This is a genomic window from Microbacterium yannicii (assembly GCF_024055635.1).
Classification (GTDB): domain Bacteria; phylum Actinomycetota; class Actinomycetes; order Actinomycetales; family Microbacteriaceae; genus Microbacterium; species Microbacterium yannicii.
The window spans coordinates 106,342-122,009 of record NZ_JAMXMB010000042.1; the positions used below are offsets into that span (position 1 = coordinate 106,342).

The 15,668-nt window shown below is 68.5% G+C and carries 13 protein-coding genes, 1 tRNA gene and 1 pseudogene; 8 read left to right on the forward strand and 7 right to left on the reverse strand.

Going from position 1 to position 15,668, the window contains the following annotated elements:
• The first annotated feature begins 31 nt into the window (after positions 1-31).
• Positions 32-448 carry a (deoxy)nucleoside triphosphate pyrophosphohydrolase gene (locus NCG93_RS19925; protein WP_194413442.1) on the forward strand — a complete coding sequence of 139 codons (417 nt, stop codon included), beginning with the start codon at positions 32-34 and terminating at the stop codon, positions 446-448.
• Here the strand turns inward: NCG93_RS19925 and NCG93_RS19930 are convergent.
• Positions 434-1,525 carry an SRA domain-containing endonuclease gene (locus NCG93_RS19930; protein WP_194413443.1) on the reverse strand — a complete coding sequence of 364 codons (1,092 nt, stop codon included), beginning with the start codon at positions 1,523-1,525 and terminating at the stop codon, positions 434-436. The two genes, NCG93_RS19925 and NCG93_RS19930, sit on opposite strands and share 15 nt — an antisense overlap.
• 371 nt (positions 1,526-1,896) lie before the next feature.
• Here NCG93_RS19930 and NCG93_RS19935 point away from each other — a divergent pair, with 371 nt between their 5' ends.
• The 3 genes and pseudogenes from NCG93_RS19935 to NCG93_RS19945 all read left to right on the forward strand — a co-directional run.
• Positions 1,897-3,027, forward strand: coding sequence for a tyrosine-type recombinase/integrase (locus tag NCG93_RS19935; protein WP_194413444.1), 1,131 nt, complete (start codon positions 1,897-1,899; stop codon positions 3,025-3,027).
• Positions 3,028-3,135: 108 nt separating this feature from the next.
• On the forward strand, positions 3,136-4,029 hold the full coding sequence (locus tag NCG93_RS19940) for a DUF2510 domain-containing protein (RefSeq protein WP_206687558.1): 894 nt from the start codon (positions 3,136-3,138) through the stop codon (positions 4,027-4,029).
• Between the two features lie 70 nt (positions 4,030-4,099).
• Positions 4,100-4,285, forward strand: a pseudogene (locus tag NCG93_RS19945) (site-specific integrase); the annotation flags it as partial.
• A 208-nt stretch (positions 4,286-4,493) separates the two neighbouring features.
• On the opposite strand, the gene NCG93_RS19950 reads toward NCG93_RS19945, so the two are convergent.
• The 3 genes from NCG93_RS19950 to NCG93_RS19960 all read right to left on the reverse strand — a co-directional run bounded on the left by NCG93_RS19950 (position 4,494) and on the right by NCG93_RS19960 (position 5,585).
• Positions 4,494-4,565 (reverse strand) — tRNA-Arg (locus tag NCG93_RS19950).
• Positions 4,566-4,603: 38 nt separating this feature from the next.
• Positions 4,604-5,230 carry a hypothetical protein gene (locus tag NCG93_RS19955; protein WP_194413445.1) on the reverse strand — a complete coding sequence of 209 codons (627 nt, stop codon included), beginning with the start codon at positions 5,228-5,230 and terminating at the stop codon, positions 4,604-4,606.
• A 73-nt stretch (positions 5,231-5,303) separates the two neighbouring features.
• A complete protein-coding gene (locus NCG93_RS19960; RefSeq protein ID WP_194413446.1) occupies positions 5,304-5,585 on the reverse strand; it encodes a Fe-S cluster assembly protein HesB in 282 nt (93 codons plus the stop codon).
• Between the two features lie 379 nt (positions 5,586-5,964).
• Between NCG93_RS19960 and NCG93_RS19965 the strand changes: the two genes are divergently transcribed.
• Both NCG93_RS19965 and pntB read left to right on the forward strand, forming a co-directional pair.
• Complete coding sequence (locus NCG93_RS19965) at positions 5,965-7,512, forward strand: Re/Si-specific NAD(P)(+) transhydrogenase subunit alpha (RefSeq protein WP_194413447.1); 1,548 nt, start codon at positions 5,965-5,967, stop codon at positions 7,510-7,512.
• Complete coding sequence (gene pntB, locus NCG93_RS19970) at positions 7,509-8,978, forward strand: Re/Si-specific NAD(P)(+) transhydrogenase subunit beta (protein WP_194413448.1); 1,470 nt, start codon at positions 7,509-7,511, stop codon at positions 8,976-8,978. Before NCG93_RS19965 ends, pntB begins: the two co-directional genes overlap by 4 nt.
• A gap of 31 nt (positions 8,979-9,009) precedes the next feature.
• Here pntB and NCG93_RS19975 read toward each other — a convergent pair whose 3' ends face one another.
• The 3 genes from NCG93_RS19975 to NCG93_RS19985 all read right to left on the reverse strand — a co-directional run bounded on the left by NCG93_RS19975 (position 9,010) and on the right by NCG93_RS19985 (position 11,264).
• Complete coding sequence (locus tag NCG93_RS19975; RefSeq protein WP_194413449.1) at positions 9,010-9,363, reverse strand: histone-like nucleoid-structuring protein Lsr2; 354 nt, start codon at positions 9,361-9,363, stop codon at positions 9,010-9,012.
• A 169-nt stretch (positions 9,364-9,532) separates the two neighbouring features.
• Complete coding sequence (locus tag NCG93_RS19980) at positions 9,533-10,453, reverse strand: LuxR C-terminal-related transcriptional regulator (protein ID WP_252787621.1); 921 nt, start codon at positions 10,451-10,453, stop codon at positions 9,533-9,535.
• Positions 10,454-10,673: 220 nt separating this feature from the next.
• Positions 10,674-11,264 (reverse strand): methylated-DNA--[protein]-cysteine S-methyltransferase, encoded by a 591-nt coding sequence (locus NCG93_RS19985; RefSeq protein ID WP_194413451.1) that lies wholly within the window; start codon positions 11,262-11,264, stop codon positions 10,674-10,676.
• Between the two features lie 210 nt (positions 11,265-11,474).
• On the opposite strand from NCG93_RS19985, the gene NCG93_RS19990 reads away from it, so the two are divergent.
• Both NCG93_RS19990 and NCG93_RS19995 read left to right on the forward strand, forming a co-directional pair.
• A complete protein-coding gene (locus tag NCG93_RS19990) occupies positions 11,475-15,239 on the forward strand; it encodes an AAA family ATPase (RefSeq protein ID WP_194413814.1) in 3,765 nt (1,254 codons plus the stop codon).
• A complete protein-coding gene (locus tag NCG93_RS19995) occupies positions 15,226-15,426 on the forward strand; it encodes a hypothetical protein (RefSeq protein WP_194413452.1) in 201 nt (66 codons plus the stop codon). Before NCG93_RS19990 ends, NCG93_RS19995 begins: the two co-directional genes overlap by 14 nt.
• Positions 15,427-15,668 lie beyond the last annotated feature (242 nt).

Here is a 15,668-nt window from a genome sequence, read left to right on the forward strand (position 1 = left end):
TCGACCGATACGGGTACCGAGGGGTACAGCAGTGCGAAAGCAGATCAGCGTGGTGGGTGCCGTGATCATGCGAAACGGCACCGTCCTGTGCGCAAGGCGCGGCCCGTCCGGGAGTCTCCCCGGACACTGGGAATTTCCGGGTGGCAAGATCGAGCGCGATGAGACCGCCAAGGCGGCCCTCGAGCGGGAGATCGCTGAGGAGCTGGAGTGCACGGTCGACGTGGGCAACGAGCTGACGACAACAGTCCACAAGTATGACTTCGGCGTGGTGACGCTGACGACGTTCTGGTGCGAGTTGCTCGAGGGCAGTCCGAGGCTGACGGAACACGCCGAAGTACGCTGGTGTTCGCCCAGCGAGCTCGAGGGCCTCGATTGGGCCCCGGCCGACATCCCCGCGATGCGAATGATCGTCGCCGCAGCTGATAGCGGCCAGCTAGGGCAGAACTAGCTCGAACCCGTCTCCGTCGCGCGACGCGACGGTGATTCCGAGGTTCGCCGTAAGCTCCCGCAGGTCTGCCTCGGGACGTCCGGGAAGGAGAATCATCGGCACTACCTGATCGTCAAATGTACGGGCGTTATGGGTGTAGTCCAGCACCTGACCTATCGCCATGCGGACGTACTCACGCCCCGTAGACTTCTTCGCCTCAACCACCCATCCTTCGTCCTGGACGTACATGTCTGGCTCGATGATCGCCCCCGCCACGGGGATCCGCAGCCTACTGGGCGGCGTACCACGGGCGGCGAGCCACATTCCGAAGTCTGCCTGAAGCTGGAACTCCTGACGCGAGACGATGCGATCGCCCGGCGGGAGCTCAGTCGCGTCCAGGATCACGTTGATGTCGGATGCATCTGGCGGATCCCACCGCGCAACCTGAGGCTTGAGCAGTCGAACCCGGCCGGGGTCGGGAGCGAGCAACGTGGGGTTTGCGTCCAAGGGCACGAGGTTGAAGACGATGGCGCGCCGACGATTGCCGTCAGCACCTGGTATCTCGTGGAACGAGCAGAGCGGATCGCCTGTCGTGAAGGCCCCGACGTATGTCGCATACGGAGGCTGAGCGTTGAAGACACGGATGGTGCGGCCCTCATCAGCGGCATTCAAGAGAGCCTTGTTCCCGCGCGTGAACGCCTGGTCCCCGGATTGACCCTCGCCCGTGTACGCGAAGCTTCCGTCCGGCTGCAACCCTTCGTGAAGGTCGTACCCATATCGCGAGCCCCGAGCCGGGTTCGTGAAGATGAAGATGTCGGAGGTGCGACTGGATCGCGAGATGCCGCCTTGTTGCCCTCCGCCGTATTGACGGTGGAGCTGACGGCGCCGCACCGTATCCCCGATCTCGAGCGCCCACTCGCCCGGTGCACCGTTGATGCCGGCAAGCCTCGTTCGCACTTCCTCGGCCTGAAGATCGTCGAGTGCCCACCGGGTCGTGTCCGCCGGCAATGTGCCGTACAAGTCGCGAAGGATGTCGCGCACCCGCTTTTGACTTACGCCGGCCTCCAGCGCGAGCAACGCCGGAGTCGTGGGATCCATAGCCGCAGCGTATCGGTCCCGAAGGACTCGCATGTAGCACTGCGGGAAGGTCGACCGAACTCTTGACTGTTCCTCCGACAATCAGCCGCCCAGCGATGGGGCGCGGCGCAGTGCTCGTCGTTGAACGGTTGCTAAGCGGAGCTCGGAGCGCAGTGGAGAGCGGAGTCTGCAAATAGCGAGCGGCGGGAACGGAGGCGCGACCGATCGCTACACTCTTGGCGTCGGAGGGAGGCGACTCTCCAACCCCAACACCAGATGACGACGTCTTCCGCCATCGATCCACATATGCCATCGGCGGCGTTGACGGCATCCGATCAGTGTCCGACACTGGCCGGATACTGACCGTCGAGCCGGCACGAGCGGAGGTCGAGATGGGCAGCATCACGCCGTACGAATCGGCGAAGGGTCGGCGCTACCGTGTGCGCTATCGCAAGCCGGATCGCACCGAGGCGGAGAAGCGCGGCTTCACGACGATGCGCGAGGCGAAGCTGTACCTCTCGATGGTCACGGTGTCGAAGTCGAAGGGCGAGTACATCGACCCGTCCTCGTCACGGGTTCCGGTTCGGATGTTCGCGGACAGCTGGCTGCGATCCAAGCAACCGCCGATGTCGAAGCCGTCGTACTACATGACGCTCGAGCGCGCGTGGAAGAACCACGTCGCTCCGGTCTGGGCCGACAGGGAGATCTCGTCGATCCGTCGCTCTGAAGTTCAGGATTGGGTGTCTGACCTCGCGACGCAGAAGTCACGGACCGTCGTCATTCGGGCCCTGGGAGTCCTCGCTGGAGTCCTCGACGTCGCGATCGACGATCGGCGACTCGCGAGCAATCCGGCCCGCCGGGTGCGTAATCTCCCTCGGCACGGACCGGGCAAGCGTCGCGTCTACCTCTCGCACGATCAGGTCGCGACGCTCGCGGCCTGCTCCGCGTATCCGACGCTCGTCCTGACGCTGGCCTACACGGGCCTGCGCTGGGGCGAGGCCACAGGGCTGCGGGTGCGCAGCGTGAACCGGCTGCGCCGGCGTTTCGTCGTCGAGGAGAACGCGGTGATGATCGCCTACGAGATCCACGTCGGCACGCCGAAGACGCACGAGAAGCGCTCGGTCCCGTACCCCGAGCGTCTCGCTCCAATGATCGAGCAGGCGTGCGCCGGCAAGGGTCCCGAGGGACTGCTGTTCGGCGACGGGGTCAATCACATGCGCAACTCGGGCACCAAGGGATGGTTCGCGAACGCGGTCCGGCGTGCGCAGGAATTCGATCCGTCGATCCCTCGACTCACTCCTCACGACCTTCGGCACACCGCCGCGTCGCTCGCTATTAGCTCGGGCGCTAACGTGAAGGCCGTGCAGCGCATGCTCGGGCACGCGTCCGCGGCGATGACGCTGGACACCTACGCGGACCTCTTCGACGACGATCTGGATGCCGTCGCAACGCGACTGAACGACCAGATGCCGCTCGTAGCACTCCCGTCGGGTCCGCAAACCCGCTACACCCGACCGAGGTAGCGGGCGCGGATCACACAATCCGTCGACTCCCTGTCTACCTCCGCGTATGCGCACTTTTCACCATCGGAGCCGCCGTTCGCTGACTCGACCACCTGCCATAATGTGCGGATGAGTGAGCAGGCGCCCGCGGGTTGGTATTCGGACGGGCAAGGCAACGAGCGCTATTGGGACGGTTCCGGCTGGACTGAGGAGGTTCGGGTCTTGGGGACATCCGAACCCGTCACTGTCGGTGCCGGGGAAAAGAAGGGTGCGTTCTCGAAGCTCGGATCGGCGGTCCGGAAGGCGGCAGCTGACAGGCAGTCGGCCAAGGATGAGATTGCGCGGGAGCAGGCCGAGTATGCGGCCGCTGCTGGCCGACTCATCACCAGCGGCGTATTCGGCACGTCCACGATCGAGATTTACGAGCACGGGTACGTGCGCGTCGCTGCCGGCACGGAAGACTTCGTCCAGCCAGCGGAAATCAAGAAGACGACTCCTTTCGAGAAGCTCGGTTCGATCAAGTTCACCGAATCTGACGAGGAGAAGGCGGCCGCAGCTCCGTCTGCACCGTCTGTACTGGCGGGTACGGTGGGGACCGCAGTTACCAGCATCATGTCGGGCGGTAAATCTCTGATGAAGGGGACCGTGCCAGGTCTTGCCGTTGCGGGTGTCACCCATCTTGCCGGGACTGGAGCGCGACGATCTATTCTCATGGTCGTCACCGACAAGGCGATTCATACGCTCTCTAATCAGTACAAGAACTCCATCGGGATCAAGACCAGCAACAAGGGACACAGCGACGTCGGTAGGGCACTCCAGTCCGCAGGCAACGCGGTGCTTGGAATGTCTGAGCCTGCAACCACCTCTTCCACGCAGGCCGTCGATCGGGTCGGCGCTAGCCAAGGTCCGACCGTTCCGTCGCTCTCGGATCGCCTCCGAGAGCTTTCCAGCCTGCACAGGGAGGGGATCCTCTCGGATGAGGAGTTCGCCGAAAGTAAAGCGAGAGTGCTGGCCGGGCTCTGACCGCTGCTGAACTTGAGTCCGGCCCAACCACGAAGGGCACTCCTCACGGACCAAGGCGACGCCCGTGGTGTCAGTCGGCGCGAACGTGAAGGCCGGTCAGCGGATGCTCGGTAACGCGTCGGCGGCCATGACCCTCGACACCTACGCCGATCTCTTCGACGACGACCTGAATGCCGTCGCAACGCGACTGAACGACCAGATGCCGCCGGTGGCACTGCCGTCGGGTCCGCAGACCCGCTACGCACGACCGTCGTAACCGCAGAGAGCACATTGCTCAGTTTTTCGACGAGGCACATGACGCCTGAAATGCTCGATTTCGGCGTTCCGCGACGTCCGACGAAGCGCCTCGAAGCAGCTTGTCGGCGCCCTCGGAGTTTCCAGAATGCGGGCAAAAAGCGGGCAAAAACGCCTTTTGTGTGGTCTGACCTCAGAAGAAACACCTGGTCAGAGGCAAAAAGAGACTGTGCCCCTGGAGGGACTCGAACCCCCAACCGTTTCCTTAGGACGGAACTGCTCTTCCATTGAGCTACAGAGGCTGGCCCACACAGTCTACGGGCTGTCTCGCGCAGCCCCTTCAGCGGCCGAAGTCGGGTCGCACCTCCGCGATGCCCTCCATCTCGGCCTGCAGGCGGCTGTGCAGCGCCCATCCCTCATCGCGCCAGTCGGCCGGAAGCGGGTCGTCGAGGCCGCGGTCCTGCCACCGATCGTTCCAGGCGGCGAGGCCGGCAGCCAATGAGTCCGAGAGGCCGAGGGCTGCGGCATCCATCGGATAGCTGTCGGTGAAGGACTCCCAGAGCGGCCAGGTCACGCCCCATTCGGGGAACATCCGCACCACACGCAGCCCGTTCGGCAGCACGACGGCCTCCCCGCGGCGGCTGCGGGCCGACAGGTAGCGGTTCTGCATCTCGGCGCGCAGGCGCCATTCGAACGCGGATGCCGGAGCCCGGTGATAGTCCATCCCCGACAGCCAGACGAGCCCACGGCCGCGCGGCTCGGCCTCATCCACCACGAGGGCCAGCGACCACAGGTCGCGGTCGTTCTCGGCGAGAGCGCGCGTGGAGTCCATCACGTCATGGAGAGAGGCGTCGACGATGTCGATCGTCTTCACCACCGCATCGGGGCCGGAATACACGAACACTCGGTAGCGCGCATCGAAGCTCTCCCACGCCGTGTCGCGCTCATCGACGATCTCGCCTCTCATGGCTCCGACAGTAGCGAGCGACATGCGAAGGCCCCGGCACCCATGAGCGGATGCCGGGGCCCAAGCGAGATCGTCAGCCCTTGTCGCCCAGGGCGAAGCGCACGGCGCCGTCGTTCGACAGCTCCGCGTCGAGAACGCGATTCTCGAGAACCGCGGCCGCCGCCTCGTCGAGGAAGACGCGGGCGCCGCCCTCTCGCACGACGGTGTCGCTCGCCTCGGGAGCCGGGACGACACTCAGTTCGAATCCTTCGGAGCTTCCCGTGTCGCGGATACGCACACCTCCGTCTTCGGCGAGCGGGACGCGAGCGATGAGTTCTTCGACGGCCTCGGCGGCGGTCTGGGTCAGCGTAAGCATGCTTTTCCTTTCCTCGTGCGGTTCCGAGTCGGCCACGATTCCGAGATCCCGCCGCCGATGCAACCCCTACGCGCCGAGTGCGCCGCATTCGGAGGGAGTTCCCACGTTCGGTCCGGCCGGATACCCGGCCCGAGCTGCGTGAGCGGTTCGAGCGCGAGATGAGGCGAGGAAGCCGGCGGTGCGACTGCGGTGGAAGAAGGATGGATGTGGTGCGCGGAGAGCAAGATCTGTGATTCTTGTCATCGTGTCGGGGCGCAACGCGCGGCTCATCCGTACCGAGGTCTGACATGGTGGAGGCGTCGTCGCGAGCGCCGAGGGAGGCGCCCGCGAGCCCCTGGTGAGGGCGACCACGCACCGCCCACCCGAACGTGAGGAACGCATGACCCGCATTGGCATCGTCGCCGAAGCGCCCGGAGAGAACCGGGTGTCGGCGACTCCCAACACCGTCCCCAAGCTCATCGCCCTGGGCTACGACGTCGTCGTCGAAGCCGGTGCCGGCGCCGGCTCGTCGTTCCCGGACTCCGCGTTCGCGCAGGCCGGCGCGACCGTGGTCGATGGCTCGACCGCCTGGGCGGCGCCGATCGTGCTCAAGGTCGTCGCGCCGACTCCGGCCGAGATCGACCGGCTCGCCGACGGCGCGACGATCATCGCGACCCTGAGCCCGGCGCTGCGGCCCGACCTCGTCGAGGCGCTCGCCACGCGAGGGATCACGGCCATCGCGCTCGACGCGGTGCCGCGGATCTCGCGCGCGCAGTCGATGGACGTGCTGAGCTCGATGGCGAACATCGCCGGTTATCGAGCCGTCGTCGAGGCCGCGCACGAGTTCGGCCGATTCTTCACCGGCCAGGTGACGGCGGCCGGAAAGGTGCCCCCGGCGAAGGTGCTGGTCGCGGGTGCGGGTGTGGCGGGACTCGCCGCGGTCGGCGCGGCGTCGAGCCTCGGTGCGATCGTGCGGGCGACCGACCCACGGCCGGAGGTGGCCGACCAGGTCGCCTCGATCGGCGGCCAGTTCCTCGAGGTGGTGGTGCCCGACGAGGCGAAGCAGGTCTCGGCCGACGGCTACGCCAAGGCCACGAGCGAGGCGTACGACCGGCGCGCCGCCGAGATCTACTCGGAGCAGGCGGCCGACGTCGACATCATCATCACGACGGCGCTGATCCCCGGCCGGCCCGCGCCGCGCCTCATCACCGCTGCTGACGTCGCCTCCATGCGGCCGGGCAGCGTGATCGTCGACATGGCGGCGGGGCAGGGCGGCAATGTCGCGGGGTCGGTCGCAGGGGAGAAGGTCGTGACCGAGAACGGCGTCGTGATCCTCGGCTACACGGATCTGCCCGGCCGCCTGCCGCAACAGGCGTCCCAGCTGTTCGCGACGAACCTCGTCAACCTGCTGAAACTGCTCACCCCCGGCAAGGACGGCGTGCTCTCCCTGGACTTCGATGATGTGGTGCAGCGCACGGTCACCGTCGTGCAGAACGGCGAGATCACGTGGCCGCCGCCGCCGGTGCAGGTGTCGGCGGCCCCGGCGCCGGCGCAGGCGGCAACCGCGCCGGTGGTCGCGGCGAAGAAGCCGATGTCGGCGGGCGCCCGCACCGGACTCATCCTCGCGGGGATCGCGGCGCTCTTCGCGATCTGCGCGTTCGCGCCGCCACCGCTGCCGCAGCACTTCCTCGTGCTGACGCTCGCGATCGTCGTCGGCTTCTACGTCATCGGCCACGTGGCGCACGCGCTGCATACGCCGCTCATGAGCGTCACCAACGCCATCTCGGGCATCATCGTGGTCGGTGCGATGGTGCAGATCACGCTGCCCGATCTGACGGTCCAGATCCTGGCTGCCGTCGCGGTGCTGCTCGCCAGCATCAACATCTTCGGCGGCTTCGCCGTCACGCGGCGCATGCTCGCGATGTTCCAGAAGGGTGAGACGCGATGACCGCCGTCGCCGGACAGGTGGCGGGCGCCGCCTACATCGTCGCCGCACTGCTGTTCATCCTCAGCCTCGCGGGACTCAGCAAGCACGAGACCAGCCGCCGCGGCGTGACGTTCGGCATCGTCGGCATGGCGATCGCCCTCGTCGCCACGGTGTGGGTCACCGCCGCGGGCGCGTGGGGCACTTCGACAGGCTCTGCAACCGAGGGAACTGACTCGTCGGCCGGCAGCGCAGCGACGACCGGTCTCGTGCTCCTCGTTGTCGCTGTGGTCGTCGGCGGGGCGATCGGCCTCTGGCGCGCGCGTGTGGTGGAGATGACCGGGATGCCGGAGCTCATCGCCCTGCTGCATTCTTTCGTCGGTCTCGCTGCCGTACTCGTCGGGTGGAACGGCGCGCTGTACGACACCGGCCTCGAGGGTGCGCTTGCCGACATCCACCACGCCGAGGTGTTCATCGGCGTCTTCATCGGCGGCGTGACCTTCACCGGATCCATCGTCGCGTTCCTGAAGCTGTCGGGTCGCATCTCGTCGAAGCCGCTCATGCTGCCGGGGAAGAACGCGCTCAACGTCGGCGCCCTCGTCGCGTTCCTCGTGCTCACGGTCTGGTACGTCATCACGCCCGAGCTCTGGCTGCTCGTGCTCGTCACGACGCTGGCGCTGGCGCTCGGCTGGCACCTCGTCGCCTCGATCGGCGGCGGCGATATGCCCGTCGTCGTCTCCATGCTCAACAGCTACTCGGGCTGGGCGGCCGCGGCGGCCGGCTTCCTGCTCAACAACGACCTGCTGATCGTGACGGGCGCGCTCGTCGGGTCGTCGGGTGCGTACCTGAGCTACATCATGTGCAAGGCGATGAACCGCTCGTTCCTCTCCGTCATCGCCGGCGGCTTCGGCATCGAGGCTCCTACCAGCGGCGATCAGGACTACGGCGAGCACCGCGAGATCGATGCCGAGGGCGCGGCCGACATGCTCGCCGGCGCGTCCACCGTCGTCATCACGCCGGGCTACGGCATGGCCGTCGCCCAGGCGCAGCACGGCGTCGCCGACCTCGTGCAGAAGCTGCGCGAGCGCGGGGTCGACGTGCGGTTCGGCATCCATCCGGTCGCCGGCCGCCTGCCCGGCCACATGAACGTGCTCCTGGCCGAGGCCAAGGTGCCGTACGACATCGTCCTCGAGATGGACGAGATCAACGACGACCTCTCGGCCGCCGACGTCGTGCTCGTCATCGGCGCGAACGACACCGTCAATCCGGCCGCCGCGGAAGATCCGGGCAGCCCGATTGCCGGAATGCCGGTGCTGCGAGTCTGGGAGGCCCAGAACGTCATCGTCTTCAAGCGCTCGATGGCATCCGGATATGCGGGCGTGCAGAATCCGCTCTTCTACCGCGACAACACTCAGATGCTGTTCGGAGATGCGAAAGAGAAAGTGGACGAGATTCTCTTCCAACTCTCACGCACGTCAGAACTGCGCTGAATCGTCGTGAAAAGCCGCGAGGCGGCGTGCGTCAGTGTGCCGCCTCGTAGGCTTCGAGAACGGATGCCGGAACCCGGCCCCGCTCCGATACCTGATAGCCGTTCTGCTTCGCCCATTCGCGGACGGCGCTGAAATCCTGCTGCCCGCTGCGGCGGCGCTTTCGCCCGGCCGATGCGGCGCCGGACGTGGCGCGGGCGGAAGAGACGGAGCGAGCGGCCTTGGTGTACCGCTCGAGACTGGTGCGCAGCGCTGCGGCATTCTCGTCGGTGAGGTCGATCTCGTATGCGACGCCGTCGAGCGAGAACAGCACTGTCTCGCCTTCGCCGGCTTCTAAGAGGGTTCCGTCGATGTCATCGACGAGCTGGTGAACGATTCTTCGGGCCATGCTGGAACAATATCCGCAATTGTCGCCGCCGACCAAGGGTAATTCCCACCCTCGAGAAATCCCTCATCCGGCGTTCATAATCCGCCGTCGAATTCGGAAGATCGGCGATCGCTCGCGCCGTTCCTTTTCAGTTCGCCCGCACCGTGGGCGGACACGGTCGGGCGGAAGGTCAGGGAAGAAGGCCGGCGCGACGCGCCGTCACGACTGCCGCATGCCGGGTCGAGGCATCCAGTTTCGCCATCGCGGACTGCAGGTACGACTTGACGGTGCCTTCTTTGAGATCGAGGGTCGCCGCGATCTCCGCGTTGGTCGCGCCGAGCGCGGCGCACGCGAGCACGTCGATCTCGCGCGGCGACAGCCGGACGTCGAGCTCGAGCGGCGGTTCGGTCGTGTCCTGGGAGAGGGCGGCTACGCGCCGCTCGAGGCGTGCGAGTCGCGCGCGCAGCGCCGGGTCGTCCACGACGGCAGCGATGCTGCGCAGTTCGGCGTACGTCTCGCGCAGCTCTTCCCGCGTGGTGGCGGGAATGGCGGCGGGTCCCGCAGGCGAGGGCGAGAGGGTGAGTCGACGTTGCACCTCGTCGCGGATGCGCAGCTCGCTCGAGAGCTCTTCGGCGACGGCGAACGCGGGCCGGGCGACGACGTCGCCGACCGGCGACTCGGCCCACGAGCCGCAGTAGATGACGCCGCGGGCACGGTTCCCCACCATCACGGGAACGGCGAACAGGGTGGCGATGCCTTCGCCGAGCACGGCACGGTCGTAGTCGTGCGTGATGCTGCGCGACGATCCGTAGTCCACCGCGAGACGCGGGCGCTTCTCGACGAGCGCGCGCCCGCCGAGGCCGCGCGAGGCCTCGACGACCAGGCCTTCGAGTGAGCGGGTGCGGGCACCGTGGATCGAGGTGACGTGGATCGCGTCGCCCCGCGCGAGCCCACCGAAACCGACCGGGAACCGGGTGCGGCGCACGAGCTCGGCGACCGCGAGGTCGAGGGCCTGCGCATAATCCTGAGCGGTGCCGAGGGCATCATCGGCTGGGCCGACGACGCCCGCGCGAGCGGGGTTCGGCGCACGATGTGGGAGGGACGCGCCCACGAGTACCTGCTTCCGGGGTGACGGCGTCCTCGCCGCCATTCGTAGGCCGACTTTACCACCGGGGGATGCGGGGCCCGGATGGCAGATCCATCCAGGCCCCGCGGCGCGCGGGCGGCCTACACGCCCGCCCGCCGGCTTGTGGCGCACGAGCGGGGCGTGCCGGCCGTGTTCGGGTTGCCCGAGCGTCCGAAGTCGTTCGTCTCCCTCGTTCCTCGCTCGCTCAACGACGGGCCTGATCCGGCGCCTGTGGAACGCTCGGCGCCTGCTCCAGGTCGATGAGGAACCGCTTCATCTCGGGCCGCCCGCCGTATTCGCCGAGCGAGCCGTCGGCACGCACGACGCGGTGCACCGGAACCACCACAGAGAAGGGAGTGTTCGCGCATGCGGTGCCCACCGCGCGCGCGGCGCGCGGGATGCCGGCTGAGATGGCCACTTCGCCGTAGCTCGCCGTCTCGCCGTACGGGATGTCGCACACCGCGTCGAGAGCCGCGCGGGTGAAGCCGCGCACCAGCCGCCAGTCCAGCGGCAGGTCGAACTCACGACGGTCGCCGTCGAAGTACTCGTCGAGCTGCGCGACCGCCCGCTCGAACACGCCTGCCTCGTCGACGTCGTCATCGGACCCAGGACCCGAGTCCGCACTCTCGTCGGGAACAGGCAGCGCGCGCAGCCGCAGCGCGAGGCGCTCGATCTCGGCGTGCAGCGGACCGTCGAAGGGGTGAAGTGTCACGATGCCGTCGGCTGTGGTGACGATGAGGATGTCGCCGATCGGCGACGGGTGGACGCGATAACGGGGGGAGTCCTCGGGTGTCATGCGACCATCCTGGCGCGCGGCGCCGGCCCGGAGGTCGGTGCGCGTGACGATCTGTGGGAAGCCTCGCACGGTCCTGCGTTGGGGAGGAACCGCCGATGCCGTACCCGATCCGGCAGGGTTCAATACCGCGAAACTCAGGTCCATTGCAAGTGCCCGGCGGTGACCGCCTTTAGGGTGGCACGTGTGTGGCGAGCAGAACGGAGCGCCGTGCTGGGCTCAGAAGACGCCGAGCGCGGACATGACGTGACCCCGGGCGATCTGGGTCTCGCCGAACCCGACGTCACCGTCGTGCACGTCGCGGAGTCCGAGCGCGACCGGCTCCGCGAGCAGTCCGCCGCCCTGGGTGGCAGGTCGACCCTTCTGCACTTCGCCGATGGCCAGGACGCCTCGATCGAGATCACCAAGGCGCATCCCGGCAGCCTGCCGCAGTTCATCACGGGTCGTTCGACGCTGCTCTCGAACCTCTTCCGCGACGAGGTCGCGCTGCGCAACGCCCGGCTGGCCGCCGAGCGCATCACCGCGAAGGATCAGGAGCTCCGCACCACGAGAGGCCTCGATACGGTGCGGCTGGCCGTGGGCCTGGCGACCTGGCGGGTCGGAGGGGTCAGCTGGAGCGCACCGGTGCTGCTGCGTCCCCTCGCCATCCGACGCCATCACGGTGACTTCGAGCTCAAGCTGCACGGCACGTTCTCGGTGAACCCCGAGCTGATCCGTGCGATGCGCACCCACTTCGGCATCATGATCGACGCCGGGGGCCTCGCCGCCCTCGCATACGACAACGGCGTGTTCAAGCCGCAGCCGGTGATCGACCACATCCGGGCGCTGACGGCGAGAAGCGAGACCTTCGCGGTGAAGCCGCGGCTGCTGGTGTCGAGCTTCGCCGACGTCGGCGGAGACATGGCCCTCGACGCCTCCGACCTCGACCATCGCGTGCTCAACGCTCTGGCCGGGCACGTCTCCGACCGCGAGTCGCTCACGCTCCACCGGCGCGGACCGGTGCCGACGAACCCGGACGAGCGTCCTCCCGCCGCCGACATGCTGCTGCTCGATGCAGACTCCGAGCAGGAGCGCGTGCTGGCCCGGGTGACCGACGGTCAGTCGCTCGTCGTCCACACGTTGCCCGGCACCGGCGGCACCCAGACCGTGATCAACGCGATCGGCGCGCTGGTGCAGGACGGCAAGCGGGTGCTCGTGGTGAGCGCTCGACGTTCGACGCTCGACGGCGTGCGCCACCGGCTCGCCGGCATCGGGCTTCCGGGCCTCGCGGTCTCGCCCGATCGGCTGCAGCGCGATCTCATCCGCGCGATCGGCCGCAACGAGAAGGCCCAGGCGCCGAAGGTCTCCGACATCGACGACGCGCTGGTGCGCCTGCGGGGAGTCCTCCGTGACTATCGCTCGGCCGTGACGGCGCGGCATCCGTCATTCGGGGTGTCCGTCCTCGACATCCTCCGTGAGCTCGCCCGGCTCGCCGAGGAGGGCGGCACGCCGGTGACCGAAGCCCGCTTCGACGCGGAGGCGCTCGCCCGCCTGGCCACGACGCGACAGGATGCCGCGGCCAAGCTGGCCGCGGCGGCCCGGCTCGGCGAGTTCCGGTTCGGCCCTGACGACTCGCCCTGGTACGGCGTCACGTTCACAACCGTCGAAGCGGCACACGGTGCCCACGCGCTCGCCCGCAAGCTGCACCGCAGCGACGTGCCGACGCTGCTCGAGCGCGGCTACGAGCTCATCGCGCAGACGCGCATGCGTCCGTTCCAGACGATCGCAGAGCTCGGTGTGTACCTGCGCCTGCTGCGCGGCATCCGGGACTCGCTCGATCGGTTCAGCCTCACCGTCTTCGAACGGCCGCTGGGAGAGCTGATCCAGGCGCACGCGCCGCGGCGCGACGCACCCGACATGACCGGGGCCAACCGTCGCCGGCTGCGTCGGCTGTCGCGCGAGTATCTGCGTCCGGGTGTGCACGTGCCCGACATGTACGAGGCGCTCGTGCGCATCCAGCAGCAGCGCACCGAATGGCAGCGGTACGTCGAAGCCGGGGTCACGCCCGAGGTGCCGCTGGGCCTCGCCGACGTGCAGGTCGCATGGCAGCGCGTCGACGCCGAGCTCGGCGAGCTCGACGCCGCCCTCGGCCGCAGCGACCCCGACCGGCTCGCCACGATGCCCGTGAAGCACCTCGTGCGCACGCTCGCCGGCCTCGCCGCCGACTCGGACGTGTTCGACAACCTCAAGGAGCGCGCGACGCTGCGCACCGAGCTCGCCGCGATGGGCCTCGAGCCCCTCCTGCTCGAGCTGTCGGTGCGGCACGTTCCCGAGGACGAAGTGGCGGCCGAGCTCGAGTACGCGTGGTGGCAGTCTGCGCTCGAGCTGCTGCTGCGCACCGACCGCGCCGTTCTCGGTGCCAACACCGCCGTCGTGGACCGCCTGGAGCGCGACTTCCGGCTGGTCGATGAAGCGCATGCCGCGGCATCCGGTCCCCTCCTCGCCGCGCAGCTCGCCACGCAATGGCGCATCGGCATCGTCGACCACAAGGACGAGGCCGACGGACTGAAGCAGGCGCTCAAGCGCGGCACCATCACCGCTGCCGAGCTCGCCGCCGTCGCACCGTCGCTCTCGCGGACGCTCGCGCCGGTGTGGCTGGCCTCGCCGTACGAGGTGCCCCGCATCCCCGACGCCGTCGCGTTCGACGTGGTGATTCTGGCGGATGCCGGAGCCCTGTGCCTCGCCGAGGCTGCGCCTGCGCTCCGCAGGGGCAGGCAGGTCGTCGCGTTCGGCGACCCGGTCACGCAGAGGCCGACGCCGTTCCGGGTGGCCGCAGGTTCGCCGGTGTCGGGCGCCGTGACGCCGGCGCAGACCACCAACGGGACCGCTGTCGCTGCCTCCGCCTCGGCCGACGGTTCCGCCGACGACGAGGTGCCCTTCGATTCGACGAGCGTGTTCGAGCGGCTCGCCGAGCTGCTGCCGGTCGAGACGCTGACCCGCAGTTATCGCGCCGGCGGCGAAGACCTCGCGGCACTCGTGAACGACGCCTTCTACGGCGGCGAACTCGTGTCGCTGCCGTGGGCCGGGTCGTACCTGGGCCGCGGCAGCCTGACGGTCGACTACGTCGAGGGCGGCCACGGCACTCCCGATCCCGTCACCGGAGCCGTCGAGAGCCCCGACTCCGAGGTCGCGCGCGTCGTGACGCTCGTGGTCGAGCACGCGGTCAACCGGGGGAGCGAATCGCTCATGGTCGTGACCGCGTCGGCGCGTCACGCCGAGCGGATCCGCGGAGCCGTCGAGGCCGCGTTCGCCGGGCGCTCCGACGTCGCCGACTTCGTCTCCCGCGACACCGCCGAGCCGTTCGCCGTGCTGACGCTCGAGGAGTCGGTCGCCGAGAGCCGCGACCGCGTCGTCTTCTCACTCGGCTTCGGCCTCACCAAGCACGGGCGCGTGCTGAGCGACTTCGGCGACCTCTCGTCGCCCGACGGGGAGCGGCTGCTGACGGTGGGCATGACCCGCGCCCGCCGCTCGATGGTCATCGTGTCGTCGATCCGGCCCTCGGCCTTCGACGACGGGCGCCTGGAGTACGGCGCCGCGACGCTCATGACGATCCTCGGCGGCATCGCCGCGCGCTCGCGGGAGGCGCGACTCGAAGATCTCGCCGATCCGCTGACCCGAGGCCTGGCCCGGGAGCTTCGCCGCGCCGGCCTCTCGGTCGACGTGCACTACCGCGGCCTGCTGCCGCTCGTGGCGCAGTACGACGGCAAGGCCGTCGTGGTCGAGAGCGATCCCGAGACGATCGGCGAATCGCTGCGCGAGTCGCTGCGCCTGCGTCCGCAGATCCTGCGCCGCCTGGGCTGGCACTACGTGCGCGTGCACTCGTTCGACCTCTACCGCGACCCCGCCGACGTCGCGCAGCGCATCGCCGCGATGCTCGGCGTGCCGCCCGACGCGCCCCGGGTCGACAACGAGACCCAGCCGATCGATGTCGTCGAGTGACCGCCAGCGCATCGAGCGGGTCAAGGGCTCACGCCGCGCGAAGCTGACGCCAGCGCCCGGGACGAGTGCCGAGCCCATCCCAGGCGATGAGGCGACGGATGCCGCGGCCGCGGCGCCCGACGCGACTCCGGGGTCGTCCGGGCCGAATGACGAGCGCCTGCGCCGCGACGTCCCGCCGCACTACTGACCCGGGCTGTGCGCCCGGTTAGGCGCGTTTCGTCTCGCTCGTTCCTCGCTCGCTCAACGACCGGGAGAGAGGTTTCGGTCGTTGAGCGAGGGAGCGCCAGCGACCGAGGCGAAACCCGCCGCATTACTGACCCGGGCTGTGCGCCGGGCCTGGCGCGTTTCGTCTCGCTCGTTCCTCGCTCGCTCAACGACCGGGAGAGAGGTTTCGGTCGTTGAGCGAGGGAGCGCCAGCGACCGAGACGA

Excerpts from the sequence above, each read along its gene's own strand:
- NCG93_RS19930 (WP_194413443.1), bottom strand. The coding sequence starts at position 1,525 with ATGGATCCCACGACTCCGGCGTTGCTCGCGCTGGAGGCCGGCGTAAGT.
- NCG93_RS19935 (WP_194413444.1), top strand. The coding sequence starts at position 1,897 with ATGGGCAGCATCACGCCGTACGAATCGGCGAAGGGTCGGCGCTACCGT.
- NCG93_RS19940 (WP_206687558.1), top strand. The coding sequence starts at position 3,136 with ATGAGTGAGCAGGCGCCCGCGGGTTGGTATTCGGACGGGCAAGGCAAC.
- NCG93_RS19955 (WP_194413445.1), bottom strand. The coding sequence starts at position 5,230 with ATGAGAGGCGAGATCGTCGATGAGCGCGACACGGCGTGGGAGAGCTTC.
- NCG93_RS19960 (WP_194413446.1), bottom strand. The coding sequence starts at position 5,585 with ATGCTTACGCTGACCCAGACCGCCGCCGAGGCCGTCGAAGAACTCATC.
- NCG93_RS19965 (WP_194413447.1), top strand. The coding sequence starts at position 5,965 with ATGACCCGCATTGGCATCGTCGCCGAAGCGCCCGGAGAGAACCGGGTG.
- pntB (WP_194413448.1), top strand. The coding sequence starts at position 7,509 with ATGACCGCCGTCGCCGGACAGGTGGCGGGCGCCGCCTACATCGTCGCC.
- NCG93_RS19975 (WP_194413449.1), bottom strand. The coding sequence starts at position 9,363 with ATGGCCCGAAGAATCGTTCACCAGCTCGTCGATGACATCGACGGAACC.
- NCG93_RS19985 (WP_194413451.1), bottom strand. The coding sequence starts at position 11,264 with ATGACACCCGAGGACTCCCCCCGTTATCGCGTCCACCCGTCGCCGATC.
- NCG93_RS19995 (WP_194413452.1), top strand. The coding sequence starts at position 15,226 with ATGTCGTCGAGTGACCGCCAGCGCATCGAGCGGGTCAAGGGCTCACGC.